This window comes from Pseudomonas sp. RW407 (assembly GCF_003176655.1).
Taxonomy (GTDB): domain Bacteria; phylum Pseudomonadota; class Gammaproteobacteria; order Pseudomonadales; family Pseudomonadaceae; genus Pseudomonas; species Pseudomonas delhiensis.
On sequence record NZ_QGSL01000088.1, the window covers coordinates 100,581 to 123,373 of the forward strand.

Genomic DNA, 22,793 nt, shown 5'->3' on the forward strand with positions numbered 1-22,793 from the left:
TCGACACCATGAACGAATCCCTGCTCCTGCCCAGCGACGTCGAAGGCGACGGCGAGACCCTGTCGGAACACGTGTTCCGCAAGATCCAGTCGGCCATCGTCAAGGGCGATATCGCCCCGGGCAGCAAGATCTCCGAGCCGGAGCTGGCGCGCACCTACGGCATCAGCCGCGGCCCGCTGCGCGAGGCGATCCACCGCCTGGAAGGGCAGAAGCTGCTGGTGCGCGTGCCCCACGTCGGCGCGCGGGTGGTGTCGCTGAGCCATGCCGAGCTGATCGAGCTGTACGAGATCCGCGAATCCCTGGAAGGCATGGCCTGCCGCCTGGCCGCCGAACGCATGAGCCAGGCCGAGATCGACGAACTGCGCCGGGTGCTCGACACCCACGAGCGCGACGAGGCCTTCCAGGCCGGGCGCGGCTACTACCAGCAGGAAGGCGACTACGACTTCCACTACCGGATAATCCAGGGCAGCGGCAACCGCACCCTCACCCGCATGCTCTGCGGCGAGCTGTACCAGCTGGTACGCATGTACCGGCTGCAGTTCTCCGCCACGCCGAACCGGCCGCGCCAGGCCTTCGCCGAGCACCACCGCATTCTCGATGCCATCGCCGACCGTGACGGCGAACTGGCCGAACTGCTGATGCGCCGTCACATCGGCGCTTCCAAGCGCAACATCGAGCGTCACTACCTGGACGCCCAAGCCAAGACAGCCAACGAACGAGGTGAGTCATGAGTCTGCTTTCCCCCGGCCAGCGTTTCCGTACCGCCCTTGCCGAAGAGAAACCGCTGCAGGTGATCGGTGCGATCAACGCCAACCACGCCCTGCTCGCCAAGCGCGCCGGCTTCAAGGCCATCTACCTCTCCGGCGGCGGTGTCGCCGCCGGCTCCCTGGGCCTGCCGGACCTGGGCATCAACACCCTGGACGACGTGCTCACCGACGTGCGCCGCATCACCGACGTCTGCGACCTGCCGCTGCTGGTGGACATCGACACCGGCTTCGGCCCCAGCGCCTTCAACATCGAGCGCACGGTCAAGAGCCTGATCAAGGCCGGCGCCGCCGCCGCGCACATCGAGGACCAGGTCGGCGCCAAGCGCTGCGGCCACCGTCCGGGCAAGGAAATCGTCTCCACCGAGGAAATGGCCGACCGCGTGAAGGCCGCCGCCGACGCCAGGACCGATCCGAACTTCTTCCTCATCGCCCGTACCGACGCCATCCAGGCCGAGGGTGTGGACGCCGCCATCGAGCGCTGCCTGCGCTACGTGGAAGCCGGTGCCGACGGCATCTTCGCCGAGGCCGCCTACGACCTGCCGACCTACCAGCGCTTCGTCGAGGCCCTGGGCGTGCCGGTGCTGGCCAACATCACCGAGTTCGGCGCCACCCCGCTGTTCACCCGCGACGAGCTGGCCTCGGTCGGCGTGGCCATCCAGCTCTACCCGCTGTCGGCCTTCCGTGCCGCCAACAAGGCCGCCGAGGCGGTGTACACCGCGATCCGCCAGCAGGGCCATCAGAAAGACGTCATCGACCTGATGCAGACTCGTGCGGAGCTGTACGACCGCATCGGCTACCACGCCTTCGAGCAGAAGCTCGACGCGCTGTTCGCTGCCGGCAAGAAGTAACCCGGGCGACAACGGCGGATAACGCTGCGCGTTATTCGCCCTACGCCCAAACCTGAAAGACCGTAGGGCGCATAACGCCACAGGCATTATCCGCCGACCAGACTCGAACCGAGCGCCCGGCCCACACTGGCGCAACAAGAACAAGCAACCGGATTTGATGAGGAGAGACGCGATGAGCGCTACCGCCGAAACCACCACCGGCTTCAAGCCGAAGAAATCCGTGGCCCTGAGCGGCACCGCCGCCGGCAACACCGCCCTGTGCACCGTCGGCCGCACCGGCAACGACCTGCACTACCGTGGCTATGACGTGCTCGATTTCGCCAACCGCTGCGAATTCGAGGAAATCGCCCACCTGCTGGTCCACGGCAAGCTGCCCAACGCCGCCGAACTGGCCGGCTACAAGGCCAAGCTGAAGGCCCTGCGCGGCCTGCCGGCGGGCGTCAAGGCCGCCCTGGAAACCCTGCCGCCGTCGGCCCACCCGATGGACGTGATGCGCACCGCCGTGTCCGTGCTCGGCTGCCTGTCGCCCGAGAAGGACGACCACAACCACCCCGGCGCCCGCGACATCGCCGACAAGCTGATGGCCTCCCTCGGCTCCGCCCTGCTGTACTGGTACCACTACAGCCACAACGGCAAGCGCATCGACGTGGAGACCGACGACGACTCCATCGGCGGCCACTTCCTGCACCTGCTGCACGGCGAGAAGCCGCGCGAGTCCTGGGTGCGCGCCATGCACACCTCGCTGAACCTGTACGCCGAGCACGAGTTCAACGCCTCCACCTTCACCTCGCGCGTCATCGCCGGCACCGGCTCCGACATGTACTCCTGCATCGCCGGCGCCATCGGCGCCCTGCGCGGCCCGAAACACGGCGGCGCCAACGAGGTGGCCTTCGAGATCCAGAAGCGCTACGACAACCCGGACGAGGCGGAAGCCGACATCCGCGCCCGCGTCGAGAAGAAGGAAGTGGTGATCGGCTTCGGCCACCCGGTCTACACCGTGTCCGACCCGCGCAACAAGGTGATCAAGGAAGTCGCCCGCGAGCTGTCCGCCGAGCAGGGCAACAGCAAGATGTACGACATCGCCGAGCGCCTGGAAAGCGTGATGTGGGAAATCAAGAAGATGTTCCCCAACCTCGACTGGTTCAGCGCCGTCAGCTACCACATGATGGGCGTGCCCACCGCCATGTTCACCCCGCTGTTCGTGATCGCCCGTACCGCCGGCTGGTCCGCCCACGTCATCGAGCAGCGCATCGACGGCAAGATCATCCGCCCGAGCGCCAACTACACCGGTCCCGAGGACCTGAAGTTCGTTCCGCTCAAGGACCGCCCCTGAACAATGGTGAATAGCCTGATGAACAGCAAATACCGTAAAAGCCTGCCCGGCACACAACTGGACTACTTCGACGCCCGTGCGGCCGTCGAAGAGATCCAGGCTGGTGCCTGGGACAAACTCCCGTACACCTCGCGCGTGCTGGCCGAGCAGCTGGTGCGCCGCTGCGAGCCGGAACTGCTGACTGCCGCGCTGGAACAACTGATCTACCGCAAGCGCGACCTCGACTTCCCCTGGTACCCGGCGCGCGTGGTCTGCCACGACATCCTCGGGCAGACCGCGCTGGTCGACCTGGCCGGCCTGCGCGACGCCATCGCCGACCAGGGCGGCGACCCGTCCAAGGTCAACCCGGTGGTGCCGACGCAACTGATCGTCGACCATTCCCTGGCCGTGGAAGCCCCCGGCTTCGACCCCGAGGCCTTCGAGAAGAACCGCGCCATCGAGGACCGTCGCAACGAGGACCGCTTCCACTTCATCGAGTGGACCAAGACCGCGTTCAAGAACGTCGACGTGATCCCCGCCGGCAACGGCATCATGCACCAGATCAACCTGGAGAAGATGAGCCCGGTGATCCAGGCGCGCGGCGGCGTGGCCTTCCCCGACACCTGCGTCGGCACCGACTCGCACACCCCGCACGTGGACGCCCTGGGCGTGATCGCCATCGGCGTCGGCGGCCTGGAAGCGGAAACCGTGATGCTCGGCCACCCGTCGATGATGCGCCTGCCCGACATCGTCGGCGTCGAGCTGACCGGCAAGCGCCAGCCGGGCATCACCGCCACCGACATCGTCCTGGCGCTGACCGAGTTCCTGCGCAAGGAACGCGTGGTCGGTGCCTACGTCGAGTTCTTCGGCGAAGGGGCCGACAGCCTGTCGGTCGGCGACCGCGCGACCATCTCCAACATGTGCCCGGAATACGGCGCCACCGCCTCGATGTTCTACATCGACCAGCAGACCATCGACTACCTCAAGCTCACCGGCCGCGAGCCCGAGCAGGTAGCGCTGGTGGAGAACTACGCGAAGACCCTCGGCCTGTGGGGCGACGCCCTGAAGACCGCCGAGTACGAGCGCGTGCTGACCTTCGACCTGGGCAGCGTGGTGCGCAACATGGCAGGCCCGTCCAACCCGCACCGCCGCCTGCCGACCTCGGCGCTGGCCGAGCGCGGCATCGCCGACGAGGCCAAGCTGGAATCCGGCCGCGACGAAGAGGCCCACGGCCTGATGCCCGACGGCGCGGTGATCATCGCCGCCATCACCAGTTGCACCAATACCTCCAACCCGCGCAACGTGGTGGCCGCCGGCCTGCTGGCGAAGAAGGCCAACGCGCTGGGCCTGGTGCGCAAGCCCTGGGTGAAGACTTCCTTTGCCCCAGGCTCGAAAGTCGCCAGGCTGTACCTGGAAGAGGCCGGCCTGCTGACCGAGCTGGAGAAACTCGGCTTCGGCATCGTCGCCTACGCCTGCACCACCTGCAACGGCATGTCCGGGGCGCTGGAGCCGAAGATCCAGCAGGAAATCATCGACCGCGACCTGTATGCCACCGCCGTGCTCTCGGGCAACCGCAACTTCGACGGGCGCATCCACCCCTACGCCAAGCAGGCTTTCCTCGCCTCGCCGCCGCTGGTGGTGGCCTACGCCATCGCCGGCACCGTGCGCTTCGACATCGAGCAGGACCCGCTGGGCACCGACGCCAACGGCAACCCCATCACCCTGAAGGACCTGTGGCCGTCCGACGAAGAGATCGATGCCATCGTCGCCAGCAGCGTGAAGCCGGAACAGTTCCGCCAGGTGTACATCCCGATGTTCGACCTGGGCAGCGTGAAGGAAGCCGACAGCCCGCTGTACGACTGGCGCCCGATGTCCACCTACATCCGCCGCCCGCCGTACTGGGAAGGCGCGCTGGCCGGCGAGCGCACGCTCAAGGGCATGCTGCCGCTGGCGATCCTGCCGGACAACATCACCACCGATCACCTGTCGCCGTCCAACGCCATCCTGATGAACTCGGCCGCTGGTGAGTACCTGCACAAGATGGGCCTGCCGGAGGAGGACTTCAACTCCTACGCCACCCACCGCGGCGACCACCTGACCGCGCAGCGCGCCACCTTCGCCAACCCGCAGCTGGTCAACGAGATGGCGGTCGTGGATGGCGCGGTGAAGAAGGGTTCGCTGGCCCGCGTGGAGCCGGAAGGCAAGGTGATGCGCATGTGGGAAGCCATCGAAACCTACATGAACCGCAAGCAGAACCTGATCATCGTCGCCGGCGCCGACTACGGCCAGGGCTCGTCCCGCGACTGGGCGGCCAAGGGCGTGCGCCTGGCAGGCGTCGAGGTGATCGTGGCCGAGGGCTTCGAGCGCATCCACCGCACCAACCTGGTGGGCATGGGCGTGCTGCCGGTGGAGTTCAAGCCGGGCACCACGCGCCTGACACTGGGCCTGGACGGCACCGAGACCTACGACATCGAGGGCGAACTGTCGCCGCGCTGCGACCTGACCCTGGTGGTCAACCGGCGCAACGGTGAAGTGGTCCGGGTACCGGTGACCTGCCGCCTGGACACCGCCGCCGACGTCAGCGTGTACAAGGCCGGCGGCGTGCTGCAGCGCTTCGCCAAGGACTTCCTCGAGTCGTCCGCGGCGTGATGTAACAAGAGCCCCTCTCCCTGACCCTCTCCCTGAAGGGAGAGGGGACCGTTCGGCGCAGGATGAAACCAATGCGTCAGCCGGCACGGACGGCTCCCTCTCCCTTCAGGGAGAGGGCGGGGGAAGAGGGTTGCCCCCCTCGAACTTTCAGGTAGCGACCCCATGCCCCACGTACCCCAAGTGAAAATCCCCGCCACCTACATCCGCGGCGGCACCAGCAAGGGCGTGTTCTTCCGCCTGCAGGACCTGCCCGAGCGTTGCCAGGTGCCGGGCGCGGCGCGCGACAAGCTGTTCATGCGCGTGATCGGCAGCCCCGACCCGTACTCGGCGCACATCGACGGCATGGGCGGCGCCACCTCCAGCACCAGCAAGTGCGTGATCCTGTCCAAGAGCAGCCAGCCCGACCACGACGTCGACTACCTCTACGGGCAGATTTCCATCGACAAGGCCTTCGTCGACTGGAGCGGCAACTGCGGCAACCTCTCCACCGCCGCCGGCGCCTTCGCCATCCACGCCGGCCTGGTCGACCCGGCGCGCATCCCGGACAACGGCACCTGCGTGGTGCGCATCTGGCAGGCCAACATCAACAAGACCATCATCGCCCACGTGCCGGTGACCAACGGCCAGGTCCAGGAGACCGGCGACTTCGAGCTGGACGGGGTGACCTTCCCCGCCGCCGAGATCGTGCTGGAGTTCCTCGACCCGTCCGACGACGGCGAGGAAGGCGGCTCCATGTTCCCCACCGGCAACCTGGTGGACGACCTGGAAGTGCCCGGCGTCGGCACCTTCAAGGCGACCATGATCAGCGCCGGCATCCCCACCGTGTTCGTCAACGCCGAGGACATCGGCTACAAGGGCACCGAGCTGCGCGAGGACATCAACTCCGATCCCGAGCAACTGGCGCGCTTCGAAAAGATCCGCATCGCCGGCGCCCTGCGCATGGGCCTGATCAAGACCCCGGAAGAAGCGGCCACCCGCCAGCACACGCCGAAGATCGCCTTCGTCTCCCCGCCCAAGGACTACCGCACCTCCAGCGGCAAGCAGGTGCAGGCCGGCGACGTCGACCTGCTGGTGCGCGCGCTGTCCATGGGCAAGCTGCACCACGCCATGATGGGCACCGCCGCCGTGGCCATCGGCACCGCCGCCGCCGTGCCGGGCACCCTGGTGAACCTGGCCGCCGGTGGCGGCGAGCGCACCGCCGTACGCTTCGGCCACCCCTCCGGCACCCTGCGCGTGGGCGCCGAGGCCAAACGGGTGGACGGCGAATGGACGGTGACCAAGGCCATCATGAGCCGCAGCGCGCGCATCCTCATGGAAGGCTGGGTGCGGGTGCCGGGCGACGCCTTCTGAGCGTAGGGCGGATAACGTTCCACGTTATCCGCCGTTTGACCTTGGTTTCAGGCGCGTACCGGGTTTGGCCACGGAGCGCCTGTTTCAAGGCACTCCGGGCTCGGCCGAGGAGCCGGGCACGAGGTCGGTGTAGCGGCGTATAACCGCGAACGGTTATACGCCCTACGTCCGTGATGGCTCCGTTGCCAAGGGTATCCGCCTCCAGCGTCTAGACTCTCCCGGATTACCGCGAAGGAGCACGCCATGAGCACCAACGCCGATCCGAACACCCGCCCCGACTACGACGTCGTCCTGCAGCAGATCGCCGACTACGTCCTGACCTACCGCGTCGACTCCGCCGAGGCCCGTGACACCGCGCGGCTGTGCCTGATGGACAGCCTGGCCTGCGCCCTGCTGGCGCTACGCTTCCCCGAATGCACCAAGCTGCTCGGCCCCCAGGTGGACGGCACTGTGGTGCCCCACGGCTCCCGGGTGCCGGGCACGCGCTTCTGCCTGGACCCGGTCAAGGCAGCCTGGGACATAGGCGCGCTGGTGCGCTGGCTGGACTACAACGACACCTGGCTGGCCGCCGAATGGGGCCACCCGTCGGACAACCTCGGCGCCATCCTCGCCATCGCCGACCACCTGGCGCAGCTGGCCCAGGCCAGGGGCGAGCCGCCGCCGAGCATGGGCGACGTGCTGGAGTCCATGGTCCTGGCCCACGAGATCCAGGGCGTGTTCGCCCTGGAGAACGCCTTCAACCGCGTCGGCCTGGACCACGTGTTCCTGGTCAAGCTCGCCTCCACGGCCGTGAGCGCACGATTGCTCGGCGCCGACCGCGAGCAGCTGCTTTCCGCCCTCTCCCACGCCTGCGTCGACGGCCAGGCGTTGCGCACCTACCGCCACGCGCCCAACGCCGGTTCGCGCAAGTCCTGGGCCGCCGGCGACGCCAGCAGCCGCGGCCTGCGCCTGGCGGACATCGCCCTGCGCGGCGAGATGGGCATCCCCGGCGTGCTCAGCGCGCCGCAATGGGGCTTCTACGACGTGCTGTTCAGCCATACCAACAAGGACCTGGCGCTCAAGCCCGACGACCAGCGCCGGTTCCGCCTGCCGCAGCCCTTCGCCAGCTACGTGATGGAGAACGTGCTATTCAAGATCAGCTTCCCCGCCGAGTTCCACGCGCAGACCGCCGTGGAAGCCGCGGTGCAGTTGCACCCGCTGGTGCGCAACCGCATCAGCGAGATCACCCGCATCGTCATCGCCACCCAGGAATCGGCGATCCGCATCATCTCCAAGACCGGCCCGCTGGCCAACGCCGCCGACCGCGACCACTGCATCCAGTACATGGTCGCCGTGCCGCTGATCTACGGCACCCTGGAAGCGGAACACTACGAGGACGCCTTCCACGCCGCGCACCCGCTGATCGACCGCCTGCGCGAGAAGATGGAAGTGGTGGAGGATGCGCGCTACACCCGCGAGTACCTGGAGGCGGACAAGCGCAGCATCGCCAACGCCGTGCAGGTGTTCTTCAGCGACGGCAGCAGCACGCCGAAGATCGAGGTGGAATACCCGGTGGGCCACCGCCGCCGGCGCGCCGAAGGCATTCCGCTGCTGGAAGCCAAGTTCCGCAACGCCCTGGCCACCCGCTTCGCCCCGCAGCGCTGCGCGCGGATAGCCGCGCTGTGCAACGACCCGGCGCAGCTGGAGGCCACGCCGGTGCATAGGTTCATGGACTTGCTGGTGATCTGAAGCGCTCTTGTAGGAGCGCGCCCTGCGCGCGAATCGCGGGCAGGGCCCGCTCCTACAGGTTGCCGTGAGGCATGGCATTCTCTCCCCGTAGGACCTTGTCCGCGATAGCCGGAACCAACGGCGCGATTCGCGGATGAGATCCGCTCCTACAGGGCGGCCACAACGCTCAGGCCAGCAGATCCCCCTGCAACTGCTCCAGCAGCACCTGGATGCGCGCCAGGCGCACCGTGGGGTCGTCCATCTCCAGCAGCACCTGCTTCTGCTCCGGCTCGAAGGGCAGCAGGTAGGCCAGTTGGCAGGCCAGCTCCTGCTGGCCACTGACCTCGCCGCCCATCTCCAGGGTGGCGACCATCGGGTGCAGCGACAAGGCGCCGAGCAGCGCCGCCAGGTCGTCGTGCTCCTCGGTCAGCGGCTGGTCGGGCAGCTCCTCCAGCCAGGCCACGTCGGCTACCAGCAGCTGGTCCGGCTGCACCTGCGTATCCAGCACGCGGAAGCGCCGGCCACCCTCGACGCGGATGCCCAGCAGGCCGTTGGGCAGCTGCTGCCAGTCGCGGATCAGCGCCTCGCAGCCGACCTTGCCGAACGCCTCGGGGGCCTCGCCCACCTCGCGGCCTTCGACGATGGACACCACGCCGAAGCCGCCGCCCTGCTTCATGCAGCGGCCGATCATGTCCAGGTAGCGCGCCTCGAAGATCTGCAGGTCCAGGCGGCAGCCGGGGAACAGCACGGTGTTGAGGGGGAAGAGCGGCAACTTCATGATGTGAATCTTCCTGCTTCAGGCGATCAAGGCTACCGCCAACGGTAGCAGCACTGCGGTGGCCACGCCCATCAGGCTCATCGCCAGGGCGGCGAAGGCGCCACATTCCTCGCCCTCCTGCAGGGCCCGGGAAGTGCCCACGGCATGGGCGGTCATGCCCAGCGCCATGCCCTGGGCGGCCGGGTGGCGCACGCCGATGCGGCGCAGCAGCTCCGGGCCGAGGATGGCGCCGAGCACCCCGGTGATCAGCACGAACACCGCCGCCAGCGCCGCCACGCCGCCGATCTGGTTGGCCACCAGCATGGCGATGGGCGAGGTCACCGACTTCGGCGCCAGGCTCATCAGCAGCTCGCCGCGCAGGCCGAACAGCCAGCCCAGGCCGATGCCGGCCACGGTGGCCAGCAGGCCGGCCACCAGCAGGGTCGCCAGGGTCGGCCAGAACAGCTGGCGGATGCGCCTGAGGTTGAGGAACAACGGCACCGCCAGGGCCACGGTGGCCGGGCCGAGCAGCACGGTCAGCACGCTGACCCCGGCGCTGTAGGTCTGGTAGTCGATGCCGGTGCCCAGCAGCACCAGGATCACCATCGCCATGGACACCAGCACCGGCTGCAGGAACACCCAGCGCGTGCGCTCGTAGCCGGCCAGCGCCAGCTGGTAGGCCGCCAGGGTGATGCCGATGCAGAACAGCGGGTGGTGGATGACCGCCTGCCAGGCGCCTTGCCAGTCAAGCATCGCGGGCCTCCTTGTGGCCGCGCTGGCGGTCGATCAGCTTCTGCATCAGCCAGCCGGCGAACAGGAACGAGCCCAGCAGCGACAGCGCCAGGGCCCCGGCCAGCGGCCAGAAGTCCGCCAGCAGCTGGCGGCCGTAGACCATCACCCCCACCGCCGGCGGCACCAGCAGCAGCGGCAGGTAGCGCAGCAGCGAGGACGCCGCCTCGGTGATCGGCTCGCCCACCTCGCCACGCACCAGCAGGAACGCCAGCAGCAGCACCAGCCCAATGATGGGGCCGGGGATCATCGGCAGGATGAGAACATTCAGGCCGGTGCCCAGCAGTTGGAACAGCACCAGCCAGGTCAGGCCGCGAAGCAGCATGGCAACCTCCTGTGAAAAAGCCCGACATTATGCCCAAGTACGCCCGGCCTATGGCACGGCATTCGCTTCAAGCATAGGTGCGCAGCCGTCATCGACCTGTGCCATGCTGCATCGCACGCCCAAAACAACAACACGCGTTCGCGGAGGAAAACATGCCTTTCGTTCCCGTCAGCACCCTCAAGGACTACATTGGCAAGGACCTGGGCCATTCCGACTGGCTCACCGTCGACCAGAACCGCATCAACCAGTTCGCCGAATGCACCGAGGACCACCAGTTCATCCACGTGGACCCGGAGAAGGCGAAGAAGACCCCGTTCGGCGGCACCATCGCCCACGGCTTCCTCTCCCTGTCGCTGATTCCCAAGCTCTGCGAAGGCCTGCTGGTGCTCCCGGAAAACCCGAAGATGGTGGTCAACTACGGCCTGGACAGCGTGCGCTTCATCCAGCCGGTGCCGGTGGACTCGCGGGTGCGCCTGCAGGTGACCATCCTCGACGTCAACGAGAAGAACCCCGGGCAGTGGCTGATCAAGGCGCGCTGCACCCTGGAGATCGAGGGCCTGCCCAAGCCGGCCTACATCGCCGAATCCCTGAGCCTGGCCTTCGTCTGACGCCGGCCCCCGGCCTCCCACAAAAAAGCCCGCGCCCGCGGTAATGCTGTTCACTTAAGCATTTGAGCCACGGCAGGTGTTCCCCAAGAATCCGGTGCCAGACTTCTGGCATCGGATTTTTTATGTCTTTCCAACAGCACCTGCTCGATCTGGGCGACCTGTTCAACTTCTCCGACCTGAGCACCTTCACCCAGAACATTCCAATCGAGTGGGTGGAGTCGGCACTGCATCTTTCCTCACAGGCCAGCATTCGGCGGCGGCGTCTGCCTACCGATCAGGTGCTCTGGCTGGTACTGGGCATGGCGTTGTTCCGCGATGAGCCCGTCCATGAAGTGGCCAGGCGCCTGAATATCTGCGCTCAGGGCCTGGCTTCCGACCACCTGCTGGCGAGAAGTGGTATCAGCCAAGCCCGTAAGCGGCTCGGCGCCGATCCGGTCGAGTGGTTGTTCCGCAAAACCGGCAAGCAGTGGGGGTGCGAACGCTATGACGGAGACAACTGGCAGGATCTGCGGGTCCTGGCGGTGGATGGCGCACTCCTGCGCACCCCGGACAGCACTGAACTGCGCAAGCATTTCGGTTCCGGCAACACCGCCACCGACCGCCAGACGCCGTTTCCCATGATGCGCCTGGTTGCGTTGATGAACGTACGCTCGCACGTGATCCTGGATGCCCAGTTGAGCCCCTACCGGCGCAGTGAAATGCGTTTGGCCGACGAGTTTCTTCAGCAAATCCCCGATCACTCGGTAACCCTGTTCGACAAGGGCTTCTGGAGTGCCGATTTGCTGTTGGGCGTCGCCACGACGGGGGCGAACCGCCACTGGTTGATCCCGGCTCGCAAGGGCCTGGTCGGTGAAGAACTGGTCCGTTACGGCAAGCGTGATCGCCTGCTGCGCATGAAGGTGTCGGCACAGGCTCGAAAGCGTAACCCGGCGCTGCCGGCCTACTGGGAGGTACGTGAAGTCAGCTACGAACGTCAGGGCAAGCTGAAAACCGTGCTGACCTCTCTGCCAGCCGAGCGCTACAGCGCCAAGGCCGTTGCCGATCTGTACCAGGAGCGCTGGGAGATCGAACTGGGCTTCCGAGATATCAAGAGTTCCCTGCAACAGAACGCGGTCACCCTGCGCAGCAAGAAGGTTGAGCTGATCTATCAGGAAGTCTGGGGGTTGCTGCTGAGCTACAACGTCATTCGCCGTGAGGCGAGCCAGGCGGCGGTAGCGTTCGGCCGTTCCGCATCCGAGATACGCTTCAAGCCGGTGGCTCATTACATCGCCGTTCAACTGATCGTGATGGCAGCAGCCAATCCGATTTCCGCCACTGGAAGGCGCCTGGCGGAGTTGCGGGCCGGGATCGGCGGGCTATTCCTGGATCGCCGCCCAAGGCCGGCAAGACCAAGGGCGGTGAAGATTTCGAAGACCCGCTATCCGGTGAACCGCAATGCTGCTCCGCTTAAGTGAACAGCATTACCCGCATGACGCGGGTGTCAGGCCGAAAACTGCGCCCGCATCCAGGCCAGGTACCCGGCCGCGCCGGGCTCGCCCTCGCGCGGGGCCCAGGCGCCGCGCTCGTCGTCGGCCAGGGCCTGGTAGGGGCCGGCCTTGCATTCGAAGATCAGGCTGTCCGGCGCCAGCGCCACCAGGGCATGGAAGGTGCCCGGCGGCAGGTCCACGCCGGGGCAGTCGCCCTCGGGCGACAGCTCGCGGGTGGCGAGCAGCTCGCCGGCCTCGGAGAAGACCAGCAGGCCCAGGCGCCCCCTGAGCACGATGATGCTCTCGGCCTTGTCGGGGCTGCGGTGGCAGTGCGGCTGCACGTAGGTGTCCGGCTGCAGCGCATTGAGCAGCCGGTGGCAGGGCTCGTCCATCGCGTGCAGGTTGTGGTGCTGGCGGCGGCGCGGGTTGGCGGCCGCCTGCCCGGCCAATTCGGCGAACAGGGCCTGGTCGAGGAAACGCGGCCCGGCCACGGCTCAGAGGCCCTTGACGGCGAAGATGCCCGGGGCGTTGCGCCAGTAGCCCTTGTAGTCCATGCCGTAGCCGAAGATGTAGCGGTCCACGCAGGACAGGCCGACGTAGTTGGCCTTCAGGTCCGGGCGCGCCTTGCGGTCGTGGTCCTTGTCGATCAGCACCGCGGTGTGCACCTCGCGGGCGCCGGCGTGGCGGCAGAAGTCGATGATCGCCGAGAGGGTGTGCCCTTCGTCGAGGATGTCGTCGACGATCAGCACGTCGCGGTCGATGAAGGAGATTTCCGGCTTGGCCTTCCAGAACAGCTCGCCGCCGGTGGTCTCGTTGCGGTAGCGGGTGGCGTGCAGGTAGGACAGCTCCAGGGGGAAGTCCAGCTTCGGCAGCAGCTTGCCGGAGAAGATCAGCCCGCCGTTCATCACGCAGAACACCACCGGGTTGCGCTCGGCCAGGTCCGCGTTGATCGCCTGGGCGACGCGGCCGATGGCGGCGTCCACTTCGGCGTCGTTGTACAGGCAATCGGCTTCGGCCATGACTTGGCGGATGTGCGCGAGATCGACGGACATTGGCGGGCTCTCCCGGAAAAAGTGCGCAAAGGTACCCATCCCTCTGCCCTGGAGCAAGTACCGGCGGACGAAAGTCGCCGACAATCCCGCGCCAGGCCAGGCGGGTTCCCGCAGCCGGTAGCCGGCGGCTATTTGTCGCGCACCGACTGCCAACTGCCCCTAAGATGCTTTACGCTACCGCAATTTTTTGCCAGCCCCCTCCCGGAGACCCGTCCATGCCCGTGCACGAGATTCGCCATCCCCTGATCCGCCACAAGATCGGACTGATGCGCCGCCACGATATCAGCACCAAGAATTTCCGCGAGCTGGCCCAGGAAGTGGGCGCCCTGCTGACCTACGAAGCGACCGCCGACCTGCCGCTGGAGAACTACGAGATCCCCGGCTGGGCCGGCTCGGTGCAGGTGGAGAAGATCGCCGGCAAGAAGATCACCGTGGTGCCCATCCTGCGCGCCGGCATCGGCATGCTCGACGGCGTGCTCAGCCTGATCCCCGGGGCCAAGGTCAGCGCCGTGGGCGTGGCGCGCAACGAACAGACCCTGCAGGCGCACACCTACCTGGAGAAGCTGGCGCCGGACATCGCCGAGCGCCGCGCGCTGATCATCGACCCGATGCTGGCCACCGGCGGCTCCATGGTCGCCACCATCGACCTGCTGAAGAAGGCCGGCTGCAAGGAAATCCGCGCCATGGTGCTGGTGGCCGCGCCCGAGGGCATCAAGGCGGTGGCCGACGCGCACCCGGACGTCATCATCTATACCGCCTCGATCGACCAGGGGCTGAACGAGAACGGCTACATCATCCCCGGCCTGGGCGATGCCGGCGACAAGATCTTCGGCACCAAGCAGAAGGACACCTGATCCATGGCCGACGAATTCAATGACCCGCTGTGGCGCCAGGTCATTTCCGGCGCGCAGATGCTCTTCGTGGCCTTCGGCGCCCTGGTGCTGATGCCGCTGATCACCGGCCTGGACCCGAACGTGGCGCTGTTCACCGCCGGCTTCGGCACCCTCATGTTCCAGTTGGTGACCGGGCGCCAGGTGCCGGTGTTCCTGGCCTCCAGCTTCGCCTTCATCACTCCGATCATCCTCGCCAAGGGCCAGTTCGGCCTGGCCGCGACCATGGGCGGGGTGGTCGCCGCCGGTTTCGTCTACACCTTCCTGGGCCTGGCGGTGAAGATCAAGGGCACCGGCTTCATCGACCGCCTGCTGCCGCCGGTGGTGATCGGCCCGGTGATCATCTCCATCGGCCTGGCCATGGCGCCGATCGCCGCCAACATGGCCATGGGCAAGGCCGGCGACGGCACCGAGCTGATCCCCTACCGCACCGCCATGCTGATTTCCATGCCGGCGCTGGTCACCACCCTGATCGTCGCCGTGTTCGGCAAGGGCATGCTGCGCCTGGTGCCGATCATCAGCGGCGTGCTGGTGGGCTACGCGCTGTCCTTCGTGTTCGGCGTGGTCGACGTGGCCAAGATCGTTGCCGCGCCCTGGCTGGAACTGCCGAAGTTCACCGCGCCGGAATTCAACTGGCAGGCCATCCTGTTCATCGTCCCGGTGGCCCTGGCCCCGGCCATCGAGCACATCGGCGGGGTGATCGCCGTGGGCGGGGTGACCGGCAAGAACTACCTGAAGACCCCGGGCCTGCACCGCACCCTGCTGGGCGACGGCATCGCCACCTCCGCCGCCGGCCTGTTCGGCGGCCCGCCGAACACCACCTACGCCGAGGTCACCGGCGCGGTGATGCTGACCAAGAACTACAACCCGAAGATCATGACCTGGGCGGCGGCGTTCGCCATCGGCCTGGCCTTCGTCGGCAAGTTCGGCGCCATCCTGCAGAGCATCCCGGTGCCGGTGATGGGCGGCATCCTCTGCCTGCTGTTCGGCACCATCGCCTCGGTGGGCATGAACACCCTGATCCGCCACAAGGTCGACCTGTCCCAGGCGCGCAACCTGTGCATCGTCTCGGTGACCCTGGTGTTCGGCATCGGCGGCGTGCTGATCGGCTCGGGCACGGGCCCGGACGACTTCGGCCTGAAGGGCATCGCCCTGTGCGCCATCGTCGCCATCCTCCTGAACCTGATCCTGCCCGGCGAGGAAGGCTGGCAGAACAAGGCGCTGGAGGAAGGCGCCAAAGAGAGCGAACACCCGTGAGCCCCGGGCGCCCCGGACCGACGAAAGGACCGGGGCGCCGCTGCCGAGGCTGCCGTAGACTCCCCTCGGCGACTGCGAACGCCTGCCAGAGCTGGTAGTCCACAGAAGAGGGAAGCGCACAGTCCCGGAGGTAAATGTCATTTCCGTCTGCCGTAACGCCCTGCGCCCCGCCCTGAACGGAGCGCGCCCCACCCGCCCGCAGGCCCGGCCATGAGCCGTGCCTGGTGGCTGCTGATCGCCCTGCTCGGCGCCTCGCTGGTGCCGCTGGTGCTGGGCGGCCGGCCGATGCTCGAGCAACTGGCGCGCTTCCCGCTGGACAGCCTGCTGCTGTTGCTCGGCATGATCCTGCTGTGCTGGCTGATCAATGCCCAGAAGCTGCGCGTGCTGCTGGCCGGCCGCGCCGGGCCGCTGAGCCAGCGGCAGTCGATCGGCATCATCATGGCCTCGGAGTTCGCCTTCTACGCCACCCCCGGCGGCAGCGGCGCGCCGCTGACGCTGATGGCCCTGCTGGCCCGCCGAGGCCTGCGCCCGGCACAGAGCAGCGCGATCTTCGCCGTCGACCAGCTCAGCGACCTGCTGTTCTTCCTCAGCGCCCTGCTGGTGGTGCTGTGCTACACGCTGTCCCACAGCCTGAGCCCGAACCTGGAATCCTCGCTGCTGGTCAGCGCCGTGCTGCTGGGCGGCATCCTCGCCGGCGTGGTGCTGCTGGCGCGCTTCCAGCGCCGGGTGATCCGCGCCAACGGCCGCCTGCTGGCGCGCCTGCACGTCGGGCCGCGACGGCGCCTGCACCTGGCGCGCAAGCTGCTGCACTTCCGCGACAGCATCGTCACCAGCCTCAAGCAGCCACGCCGGCGCCTGGCCCTGGTGTTCCTGCTCACCAGCTGCCACTGGCTGCTGCGCTTCTCGGTGCTCTACCTGATCCTCCAGGCCATGGGCGTGGAACTGCACTGGGCCTGGACCTTCCTGATCCAGCTGCTGTCCCTGGCCGCCGGCCTGGCCACCCTGCTGCCGGGCGGCGCCGGCGGCACCGAGCTGACCTCGCTGGCGCTGCTCAGCCCGCTGGTGGGCAAGCCGACCGCGGCCGCGGCCATCCTGGTCTGGCGGGTGGTGACCTACTACTTCTACCTGGTGGCGGGCGCGCCGGTGTTCGCCATCATGGCCGGCCGCCCGCTGCTGCGCCGCCTGGTCGGCCTGCGCAACCGCGACGCTTAGGCGCCGGCCCTGCCGGCGGTATCGCGGACGGAGTCCTCCTGCGAGGAAACTCAATGCCTCACGACAACCGTAGGAGCGGGCCCTGCCCGCGATTTCGCGCGCAGGGCGCGCTCCTACAGGGGAATGGCGCGGGTGGGGCAGCTGGGTATCGCAAGCTCAACCCCTCCTATGCCGCCCCCTTGCAACCCGTAGGGCGCATAACGCCTAAGGCGTTATCCGCCGCCGCCGTCGGGCACCGGCGTTCCGGCCGGCGGCGGATAACCGCGAACGGTTATTCGCCCTACGGTCGAGCATGGTCGTAGGGCCCTGCCCGCGATTTCGCGCGCAGGGCGCGCTCCTACAGGGGAATGGCGCGGGTGGGGCAGTTGGGTATTGCAAGCCCAACCCCTCCTATGCCGCCCCCTTGCAACCCGTAGGGCGCATAACGCCTACGGCGTTATCCGCCGCCGTCGGGCACCGGCGTTCCGGCCGGCGGCGGATAACCGCGAGCGGTTATTCGCCCTACGGTCGAGCATGGTCGTAGGGCCCTGCCCGCGATTTCGCGCGCAGGGCGCGCTCCTACAGGTGGGGCAGCGGTGGTGCCGTCCGCGATGGCCAGGCATCCACACCATGCCGCTACTCTTACGGCACCAGCACCGCCGCGCCCTGGAAGCGCCCGTGGCGCAGGTCGTCCAGGGCCTGGTTGGCCTGCTCCAGCGGGTAGCGCTGCACCTCGGTGCGCACCCCGGCGCGGACGGCCACGGGGAAGAACTCCAGGCCGTCGCGGCGGGTCAGGTTGGCCACCGAGACCAGCTCGCGCTCGCCCCACAGGATCGAATAGGGGAAGCTGGGGATGTCGCTCATGTGGATGCCGGCGCAGACCACCCGGCCGCCCTTGCGCACGGCGCGCAGCGCGGCGGGCACCAGTTCGCCGGCCGGGGCGTAGATGATCGCCGCGTCCAGCATCTGCGGCGGCGCCTGGTCGGACGGGCCGGCCCAGGCGGCGCCCAGGGAACGGGCGAAGGCCTCGGCGGCGTGGTCGCCGGGCCGGCTGAAGGCGTAGACCTCGCGCCCCTGCCAGCGCGCCACCTGCAGCACGATGTGCGCCGCCGCGCCGAAGCCATAGAGGCCCAGGCGCCGGCCGTCGCCGGCCTTGACCAGCGAGCGCCAGCCGATCAGCCCGGCGCACAGCAGTGGCGCCAGCTCGGCGTCGTCGCCCGCCTCGCCCAGGGCGAAGGTGAAGCGCGCGTCGGCCACCACGTATTCGGCATAGCCGCCCGGCCGGGTGTAGCCGGTGAATTGCGGCGCGTCGCAGAGGTTTTCCCTGTCATGGGTGCAGGGCGGGCAGTGGCCGCAGGTATGCCCCAGCCAGGGCACGCCGACCCGCTGGCCCGGGGCGAAACCCTCGACGCCTTCGCCCAGGGCATCGACGTAGCCGACGATCTCGTGCCCGGGGATCACCGGCAGGGGCACCGCCGGCAGCTCGCCGTCGACCACGTGCAGGTCGGTGCGGCACACTCCGCAGGCCGCCACGCGCACGCGCAGCTCGCCGGGGCCGGGTTGCGGCACGGGCAGCTCGCGCAGTCGCAGCGGCTGGCCCACCTGTTCGAGCAACATGGCGCGCATGGCTCACCTCCGCATACGGCTAGTCGATCAGGGTTTCTTCGGCGGCGCCTCGGGGCGCGGCCGGTCGTCCTGCAGCTCGCGCCAGAGCTCGGCGGCACCGGGGAACTCGGTGCCGTCCTCCTCGCTCAGGGCGTCGAGGTCGTAACGGCTGGTACAGCCCTCGCCCAGGGTGGGCGGCGGGGTGGCGGTACCGGGGGCTTTTTCGTCGGCCATGGCCGGGCTCTCCTATCGCAGGCTCGCCCGGCCAGCGTGGCTCAGTCGAACACCACGGTCTTGTTGTCGTGCACCAGCACGCGGTCTTCCAGGTGATAGCGCAAACCGCGCGCCAGCACCATCTTTTCCACGTCCTTGCCCAGGCGCACCATCTCCTCGACGTTGTCGCGGTGGCTGACGCGCACCACGTCCTGCTCGATGATCGGGCCGGCGTCCAGTTCCTCGGTGACGTAGTGGCAGGTCGCGCCGATCAGCTTCACGCCGCGCAGCGAGGCCTGGTGGTAGGGCTTGGCGCCGATGAACGAGGGCAGGAAGCTGTGGTGGATGTTGATCACCTGGTGGCGGTATTTCTGGCACAGGTCCGGCGGCAGGATCTGCATGTAGCGCGCCAGCACCACGTTGTCGGCCTGGTGCTCGTCGATCAGCCGCGACACCTCGTCGAAGGCCGGCTGCTTGTTCTTCGGGTCCACCGGCACGTGGAAGTACGGGATGCCGTGCCACTCGACCATGCTGCGCAGGTCGTCGTGGTTGGCGATCACGCAGGGGATCTCGCAGTCCAGCTCGCCGCTGTGCCAGCGGTGCAGCAGGTCGGCCAGGCAGTGCGACTCGCGGCTGGCCATCAGCACCACGCGCTTCTTCACCGCCGAGTCGGTGATGCGCCAGGCCATGTTGAACTCGCGGGCGATGGGGGCGAAGGCCTGGCGGAACCCGTCGAGGTCGAACGGCAGGGAGTCGGCACGAATCTCGTGACGCATGAAGAACCAGCCGTTGTCGTTGTCGGAGTGATGACTGGCCTCGGTGATCCAGCCGTTGTAAGTGGCCAGGAAATTACTCACCTTGGCGACGATGCCGACCCCGTCGGGGCAGGCGATCACCAGTCGGAAAGTGCGCATGGGTGTAGCTCCAGATACTTCGCGAAGGCCGCCATTCTAGCGGCTGCCCGGGAAAACCGCGACCGCCGGCGGGGGACATTCGGACGCGTCCGGATTTAACTGCGGGGACAATGCGTCTATCCGGGCAACTTAAATATTACGTTAAGTAGTGAGAAAACTTTACTTGATGGTTTACTCAAACAAATCGCCTGACTATTATTGGGAATACTAATATTCCAGCCACGCTTGACCTCAAGACAAGGTACCCCGACATGTCACTGATCAATGAGTACCGCGCCACCGAAGAAGCCATCAAGGAACTTCAAGAGCGCCTCAAGTCCCTGGAGAAGGACGACAAGCTGAAGAAGGAACTGGAGTTCGAAGAGAAACTCCGCACGCTCATGGGTGGCTATGGCAAGTCCCTGCGTGACATCCTCGCGCTGCTCGATCCGGACGCCAAACTGAGCAAGGCCCCGCGTGCCGCCAAGGCCACCGGCAGCAAGCGCGCGCGCAAGGTCAAGCAATACAAGAACCCGCACAACGGCGAAGTCATCGAAACCAAGGGCGGCAACCACAAGACGCTCAAGGAATGGAAGGCCAAGTGGGGCGCCGACACCGTCGAGAGCTGGGCCACCCTGCTGGGCTGAACCCCGCGCCAGGCGAAAACGCCAGCTTCGGCTGGCGTTTTTTATTGCCCGCGAACAACTCGCGGAACACTAAAGGCAATAACGCTGACGCAAGACAGCGGCATATGCCTGCCACTCCTGCAGCAATGCCCTGCCCTGCAGCCCAGTATTTTCGAGCTGTTCAGCCAAAGCCACTTCGAAGTTCGCGAGGGTATTGGGCGCGCCGTACTCGTCGAGCATCAGTCGGCAACGACAGAACTCCCGCCATTGTTCCTGCTCGGCCGCAGACAAAGTTTCCGGAAAATTCCGCGCGCGATAACGGAACAGAAGTTCCACCAGGCGCGGATCGTCGAATGGCCATTGTTCTCGCCCGAGGCGCACCGGGTCCGCCTGGCGTACCTGTTCGCAGAGCCGCCGGTCACGGTCGCCGATAAAACCGTCATATAGCTGCTGTTCCGGATCCTCGCTGCCGGCGAAGTTCTCCTGCGCATATATCGCGGCCAGCTTGTCCTGCCACAGCGGTTTACCTTCGACCAGCAGCCGTTCGCGTTCGCGCCAGGCCGCCAGGTCGATGCCCAGGCGCGCCTGGTCCTGCTCGCGCAGCACCGCCAGCGGCGCCAGCACCGGGCAGCGGTTGACGTGCACCAGCTTCAGCGGCACCGGCAGCTCGCCCTCGCCCAGTTCCTCGCGACGGGTGTACAGGCGCTGGCGCAGGGCCTCTGCATCCAGCTCCAGCAGCGGCGCCGGGTCCAGCCCCAGGTCGCAGACGATCAGGGCATTGCGGTTGCGCGGGTGCCAGGCCAGGGGCAGCACCAGCGACAGGAAGCTGCGCGCCGCCGAGAAACGCCCGGACACATGCACCAGCGGCTTGAGCAGTTGCACCTGGTCGAGCACCGCGTGCTTGCCGCGCAGGCGGTAGAGGAAGTCGTAGAGCTTGGGCTGGCGCTGGCGGACCAGCCGGGCCATGGCGATGGTCGCGCGCACGTCGGACAGGGCGTCGTGGGCCTGGCCGTGCTCCAGGCCGTTGGCCTCGGTGAGGCGCTCCAGCTTCAGGGTGACCATCCCTTCCTCGTTCAGCGGCCACTGGATGCCTTCCGGGCGCAGCGCGTAGGCGGTGCGCACCAGGTCGATCAGGTCCCAGCGGCTGTTGCCGCCCTGCCATTCGCGGGCGTAGGGGTCGAAGAAGTTGCGGTAGAGGCTGTAGCGGGTGACCTCGTCGTCGAAGCGCAGGGTGTTGTAGCCGGCCACGCAGGTGCCCGGGCGCGACAGCTCGGCGTGCAGGCGGGTCATGAACTCGGCCTCGCCCAGGCCCTGCTCTTCCAGGCGCTGCGGGGTGATGCCGGTGATCAGGCAGGCCGCCGGGTGCGGCAGAATGTCGTCGCTGGGGCGGCAGTAGAAGTTCAGCGGCGCCTCGATCTCGTTGAGCGCCTCGTCGGTGCGGATGCCGGCGACCTGCAACGGGCGGTCGCGGCGTGGATCGATGCCGGTGGTCTCGTAGTCGTACCAGAAGATGCTGGCGGTCATGGCGCTCTCCCTTGGCCTGGCCGGGCAGTCTACCACCCCGCCAAGGGCTGCCCGGAAGCTCGCTATCGGTTATGGTGTAGGCGCGGTTTCTTTCACCATCACCAAGGATTGGCTCATATGAACCAGGAATTCGAACAGAACCCCTACGCCACGCCGGCCAGCCAGCTGCAACAGAACCCCACGGGCGCGGGCGCGCCCAGCATCGAGGAAGCCCTCGCCCGCGGCTATGACTTCCGCATCGGCGACGTGCTGGGCGAAGCCTGGCGCAAGGTCAAGGGCATGAAGGGCACGCTGGTGGTCGCGGCCATCATCTACGCCGTGGCGGTCAACCTGCTGAGCTTCGTCATCGCCTTCGTCCTCGGCCTGCTGGGCCTGATCCACGACTCCGAACCCGGCGCGCTGCAAATCATCGTCAGCGTCCTCGCCGGCGCGCTCTGCTACCCGCTGCTGGCCGGGCTGAACATGATCGGCATCCGCCGCGCCGCCGACCAGCCGGCGACCATCAACGAGCTGTTCGCCTACTTCGGCCTGTTCGTCCCGCTGCTAGTCACCGGCCTTGCGATCACCGTGCTGACCTACCTGGGCCTGATCCTGCTGGTGCTGCCGGGCATCTACCTGGGCGTCTCCTATGCCCTGGCCATCCCGCTGGTGGTGGAACGCGGGCTGTCGCCCTGGCAGGCCATGGAGGCCTCGCGCAAGGCCGTCGGCCAGCACTGGTTCAAGGTCTTCGGCCTGTTCCTGGCGCTCGGCCTGATCATGATGCTCAGCGCCATCCCGCTGCTGATCGGCCTGGTGTGGACGCTGCCGCTGGCCTTCATCGCCATCGGCGTGCTCTACCGCACCATCTTCGGCGTGCTGCCGCCGGCCAACTGAGCCCCGCGCCGCCCCGGCGACCTCGCCGGCGCGGCGCTTTTCGGAGCGCTTGGCGTTTCGACACGCAGCGGGTTGCGCAGGAACGCCAACA

22 protein-coding genes are annotated in these 22,793 nt (G+C 67.5%); 13 read left to right on the forward strand and 9 right to left on the reverse strand.

The window, feature by feature from the left end:
• The first annotated feature begins 8 nt into the window (after nt 1-8).
• The 6 genes from DK254_RS07030 to prpD all read left to right on the forward strand — a co-directional run bounded on the left by DK254_RS07030 (nt 9) and on the right by prpD (nt 8,654).
• The gene (locus DK254_RS07030; protein WP_089389670.1) at nt 9-731 is read left to right on the forward strand and encodes a GntR family transcriptional regulator; all 723 of its coding nucleotides are present in this window, start codon (nt 9-11) and stop codon (nt 729-731) included.
• Nucleotides 728-1,615, forward strand: a complete 888-nt coding sequence (prpB, locus tag DK254_RS07035) for a methylisocitrate lyase (protein WP_109933205.1) — start codon at nt 728-730, stop codon at nt 1,613-1,615. Before DK254_RS07030 ends, prpB begins: the two co-directional genes overlap by 4 nt.
• Before the next feature lie 172 nt (nt 1,616-1,787).
• The gene (gene prpC, locus DK254_RS07040) at nt 1,788-2,948 is read left to right on the forward strand and encodes a 2-methylcitrate synthase (RefSeq protein WP_109933206.1); all 1,161 of its coding nucleotides are present in this window, start codon (nt 1,788-1,790) and stop codon (nt 2,946-2,948) included.
• An 18-nt stretch (nt 2,949-2,966) separates the two neighbouring features.
• Nucleotides 2,967-5,576: a Fe/S-dependent 2-methylisocitrate dehydratase AcnD gene (gene acnD, locus DK254_RS07045; protein WP_109933939.1), complete on the forward strand. Its 2,610-nt coding sequence runs from the start codon at nt 2,967-2,969 to the stop codon at nt 5,574-5,576.
• Nucleotides 5,577-5,738: 162 nt separating this feature from the next.
• Nucleotides 5,739-6,926, forward strand: coding sequence for a 2-methylaconitate cis-trans isomerase PrpF (gene prpF / locus DK254_RS07050; protein WP_109933207.1), 1,188 nt, complete (start codon nt 5,739-5,741; stop codon nt 6,924-6,926).
• Nucleotides 6,927-7,169: 243 nt separating this feature from the next.
• A complete protein-coding gene (prpD, locus tag DK254_RS07055) occupies nt 7,170-8,654 on the forward strand; it encodes a 2-methylcitrate dehydratase (RefSeq protein WP_109933208.1) in 1,485 nt (494 codons plus the stop codon).
• A gap of 166 nt (nt 8,655-8,820) precedes the next feature.
• On the opposite strand, the gene DK254_RS07060 is transcribed toward prpD, so the two are convergent.
• The 3 genes from DK254_RS07060 to DK254_RS07070 are packed head-to-tail and all read right to left on the reverse strand — an operon-like array spanning nt 8,821 to nt 10,504.
• On the reverse strand, nt 8,821-9,411 hold the full coding sequence (locus DK254_RS07060) for an LON peptidase substrate-binding domain-containing protein (protein WP_089389676.1): 591 nt from the start codon (nt 9,409-9,411) through the stop codon (nt 8,821-8,823).
• Nucleotides 9,412-9,429: 18 nt separating this feature from the next.
• The gene (locus DK254_RS07065) at nt 9,430-10,143 is read right to left on the reverse strand and encodes an LrgB family protein (RefSeq protein WP_109933209.1); all 714 of its coding nucleotides are present in this window, start codon (nt 10,141-10,143) and stop codon (nt 9,430-9,432) included.
• The gene (locus DK254_RS07070) at nt 10,136-10,504 is read right to left on the reverse strand and encodes a CidA/LrgA family protein (RefSeq protein ID WP_109933210.1); all 369 of its coding nucleotides are present in this window, start codon (nt 10,502-10,504) and stop codon (nt 10,136-10,138) included. The genes DK254_RS07065 and DK254_RS07070 overlap by 8 nt, the downstream gene beginning before the upstream one ends.
• A 152-nt stretch (nt 10,505-10,656) precedes the next feature.
• On the opposite strand from DK254_RS07070, the gene DK254_RS07075 reads away from it, so the two are divergent.
• The gene (locus DK254_RS07075; protein ID WP_109933211.1) at nt 10,657-11,112 is read left to right on the forward strand and encodes a MaoC family dehydratase; all 456 of its coding nucleotides are present in this window, start codon (nt 10,657-10,659) and stop codon (nt 11,110-11,112) included.
• 122 nt (nt 11,113-11,234) lie between these two features.
• The gene (locus tag DK254_RS07080) at nt 11,235-12,566 is read left to right on the forward strand and encodes an IS4 family transposase (protein WP_109932575.1); all 1,332 of its coding nucleotides are present in this window, start codon (nt 11,235-11,237) and stop codon (nt 12,564-12,566) included.
• A gap of 26 nt (nt 12,567-12,592) precedes the next feature.
• Here DK254_RS07080 and DK254_RS07085 read toward each other — a convergent pair whose 3' ends face one another.
• A complete protein-coding gene (locus DK254_RS07085) occupies nt 12,593-13,069 on the reverse strand; it encodes a WbuC family cupin fold metalloprotein (protein WP_089389725.1) in 477 nt (158 codons plus the stop codon).
• A 3-nt stretch (nt 13,070-13,072) separates the two neighbouring features.
• Entirely contained in the window at nt 13,073-13,630 is a 558-nt protein-coding gene (locus tag DK254_RS07090) for a hypoxanthine-guanine phosphoribosyltransferase (protein WP_009615834.1), read from the reverse strand.
• Nucleotides 13,631-13,845: 215 nt separating this feature from the next.
• Between DK254_RS07090 and upp the strand changes: the two genes are divergently transcribed.
• The 3 genes from upp to DK254_RS07105 all read left to right on the forward strand — a co-directional run bounded on the left by upp (nt 13,846) and on the right by DK254_RS07105 (nt 16,989).
• Nucleotides 13,846-14,484, forward strand: a complete 639-nt coding sequence (upp, locus tag DK254_RS07095; RefSeq protein ID WP_089389726.1) for a uracil phosphoribosyltransferase — start codon at nt 13,846-13,848, stop codon at nt 14,482-14,484.
• 3 nt (nt 14,485-14,487) lie between these two features.
• Entirely contained in the window at nt 14,488-15,777 is a 1,290-nt protein-coding gene (locus tag DK254_RS07100) for a uracil-xanthine permease family protein (protein ID WP_109933212.1), read from the forward strand.
• Between the two features lie 210 nt (nt 15,778-15,987).
• A complete protein-coding gene (locus tag DK254_RS07105) occupies nt 15,988-16,989 on the forward strand; it encodes a lysylphosphatidylglycerol synthase transmembrane domain-containing protein (RefSeq protein WP_109933213.1) in 1,002 nt (333 codons plus the stop codon).
• Nucleotides 16,990-17,610: 621 nt separating this feature from the next.
• Here DK254_RS07105 and DK254_RS07110 read toward each other — a convergent pair.
• The 3 genes from DK254_RS07110 to purU are packed head-to-tail and all read right to left on the reverse strand — an operon-like array spanning nt 17,611 to nt 19,700.
• Nucleotides 17,611-18,594: a zinc-dependent alcohol dehydrogenase family protein gene (locus DK254_RS07110; protein ID WP_109933214.1), complete on the reverse strand. Its 984-nt coding sequence runs from the start codon at nt 18,592-18,594 to the stop codon at nt 17,611-17,613.
• 27 nt (nt 18,595-18,621) lie between these two features.
• The gene (locus tag DK254_RS07115) at nt 18,622-18,807 is read right to left on the reverse strand and encodes a hypothetical protein (RefSeq protein ID WP_109933215.1); all 186 of its coding nucleotides are present in this window, start codon (nt 18,805-18,807) and stop codon (nt 18,622-18,624) included.
• Between the two features lie 41 nt (nt 18,808-18,848).
• Nucleotides 18,849-19,700, reverse strand: a complete 852-nt coding sequence (purU, locus tag DK254_RS07120; protein WP_109933216.1) for a formyltetrahydrofolate deformylase — start codon at nt 19,698-19,700, stop codon at nt 18,849-18,851.
• A gap of 251 nt (nt 19,701-19,951) precedes the next feature.
• On the opposite strand from purU, the gene mvaT reads away from it, so the two are divergent.
• Nucleotides 19,952-20,326, forward strand: coding sequence for a histone-like nucleoid-structuring protein MvaT (mvaT, locus tag DK254_RS07125; RefSeq protein ID WP_074982273.1), 375 nt, complete (start codon nt 19,952-19,954; stop codon nt 20,324-20,326).
• A gap of 69 nt (nt 20,327-20,395) precedes the next feature.
• Here the strand turns inward: mvaT and sbcB are convergent, their stop codons facing one another.
• Nucleotides 20,396-21,829 carry an exodeoxyribonuclease I gene (sbcB, locus tag DK254_RS07130; protein ID WP_109933217.1) on the reverse strand — a complete coding sequence of 478 codons (1,434 nt, stop codon included), beginning with the start codon at nt 21,827-21,829 and terminating at the stop codon, nt 20,396-20,398.
• A 117-nt stretch (nt 21,830-21,946) separates the two neighbouring features.
• Between sbcB and DK254_RS07135 the strand changes: the two genes are divergently transcribed.
• A complete protein-coding gene (locus DK254_RS07135; RefSeq protein ID WP_109933218.1) occupies nt 21,947-22,702 on the forward strand; it encodes a hypothetical protein in 756 nt (251 codons plus the stop codon).
• The last annotated feature ends 91 nt before the right edge of the window (nt 22,703-22,793 follow it).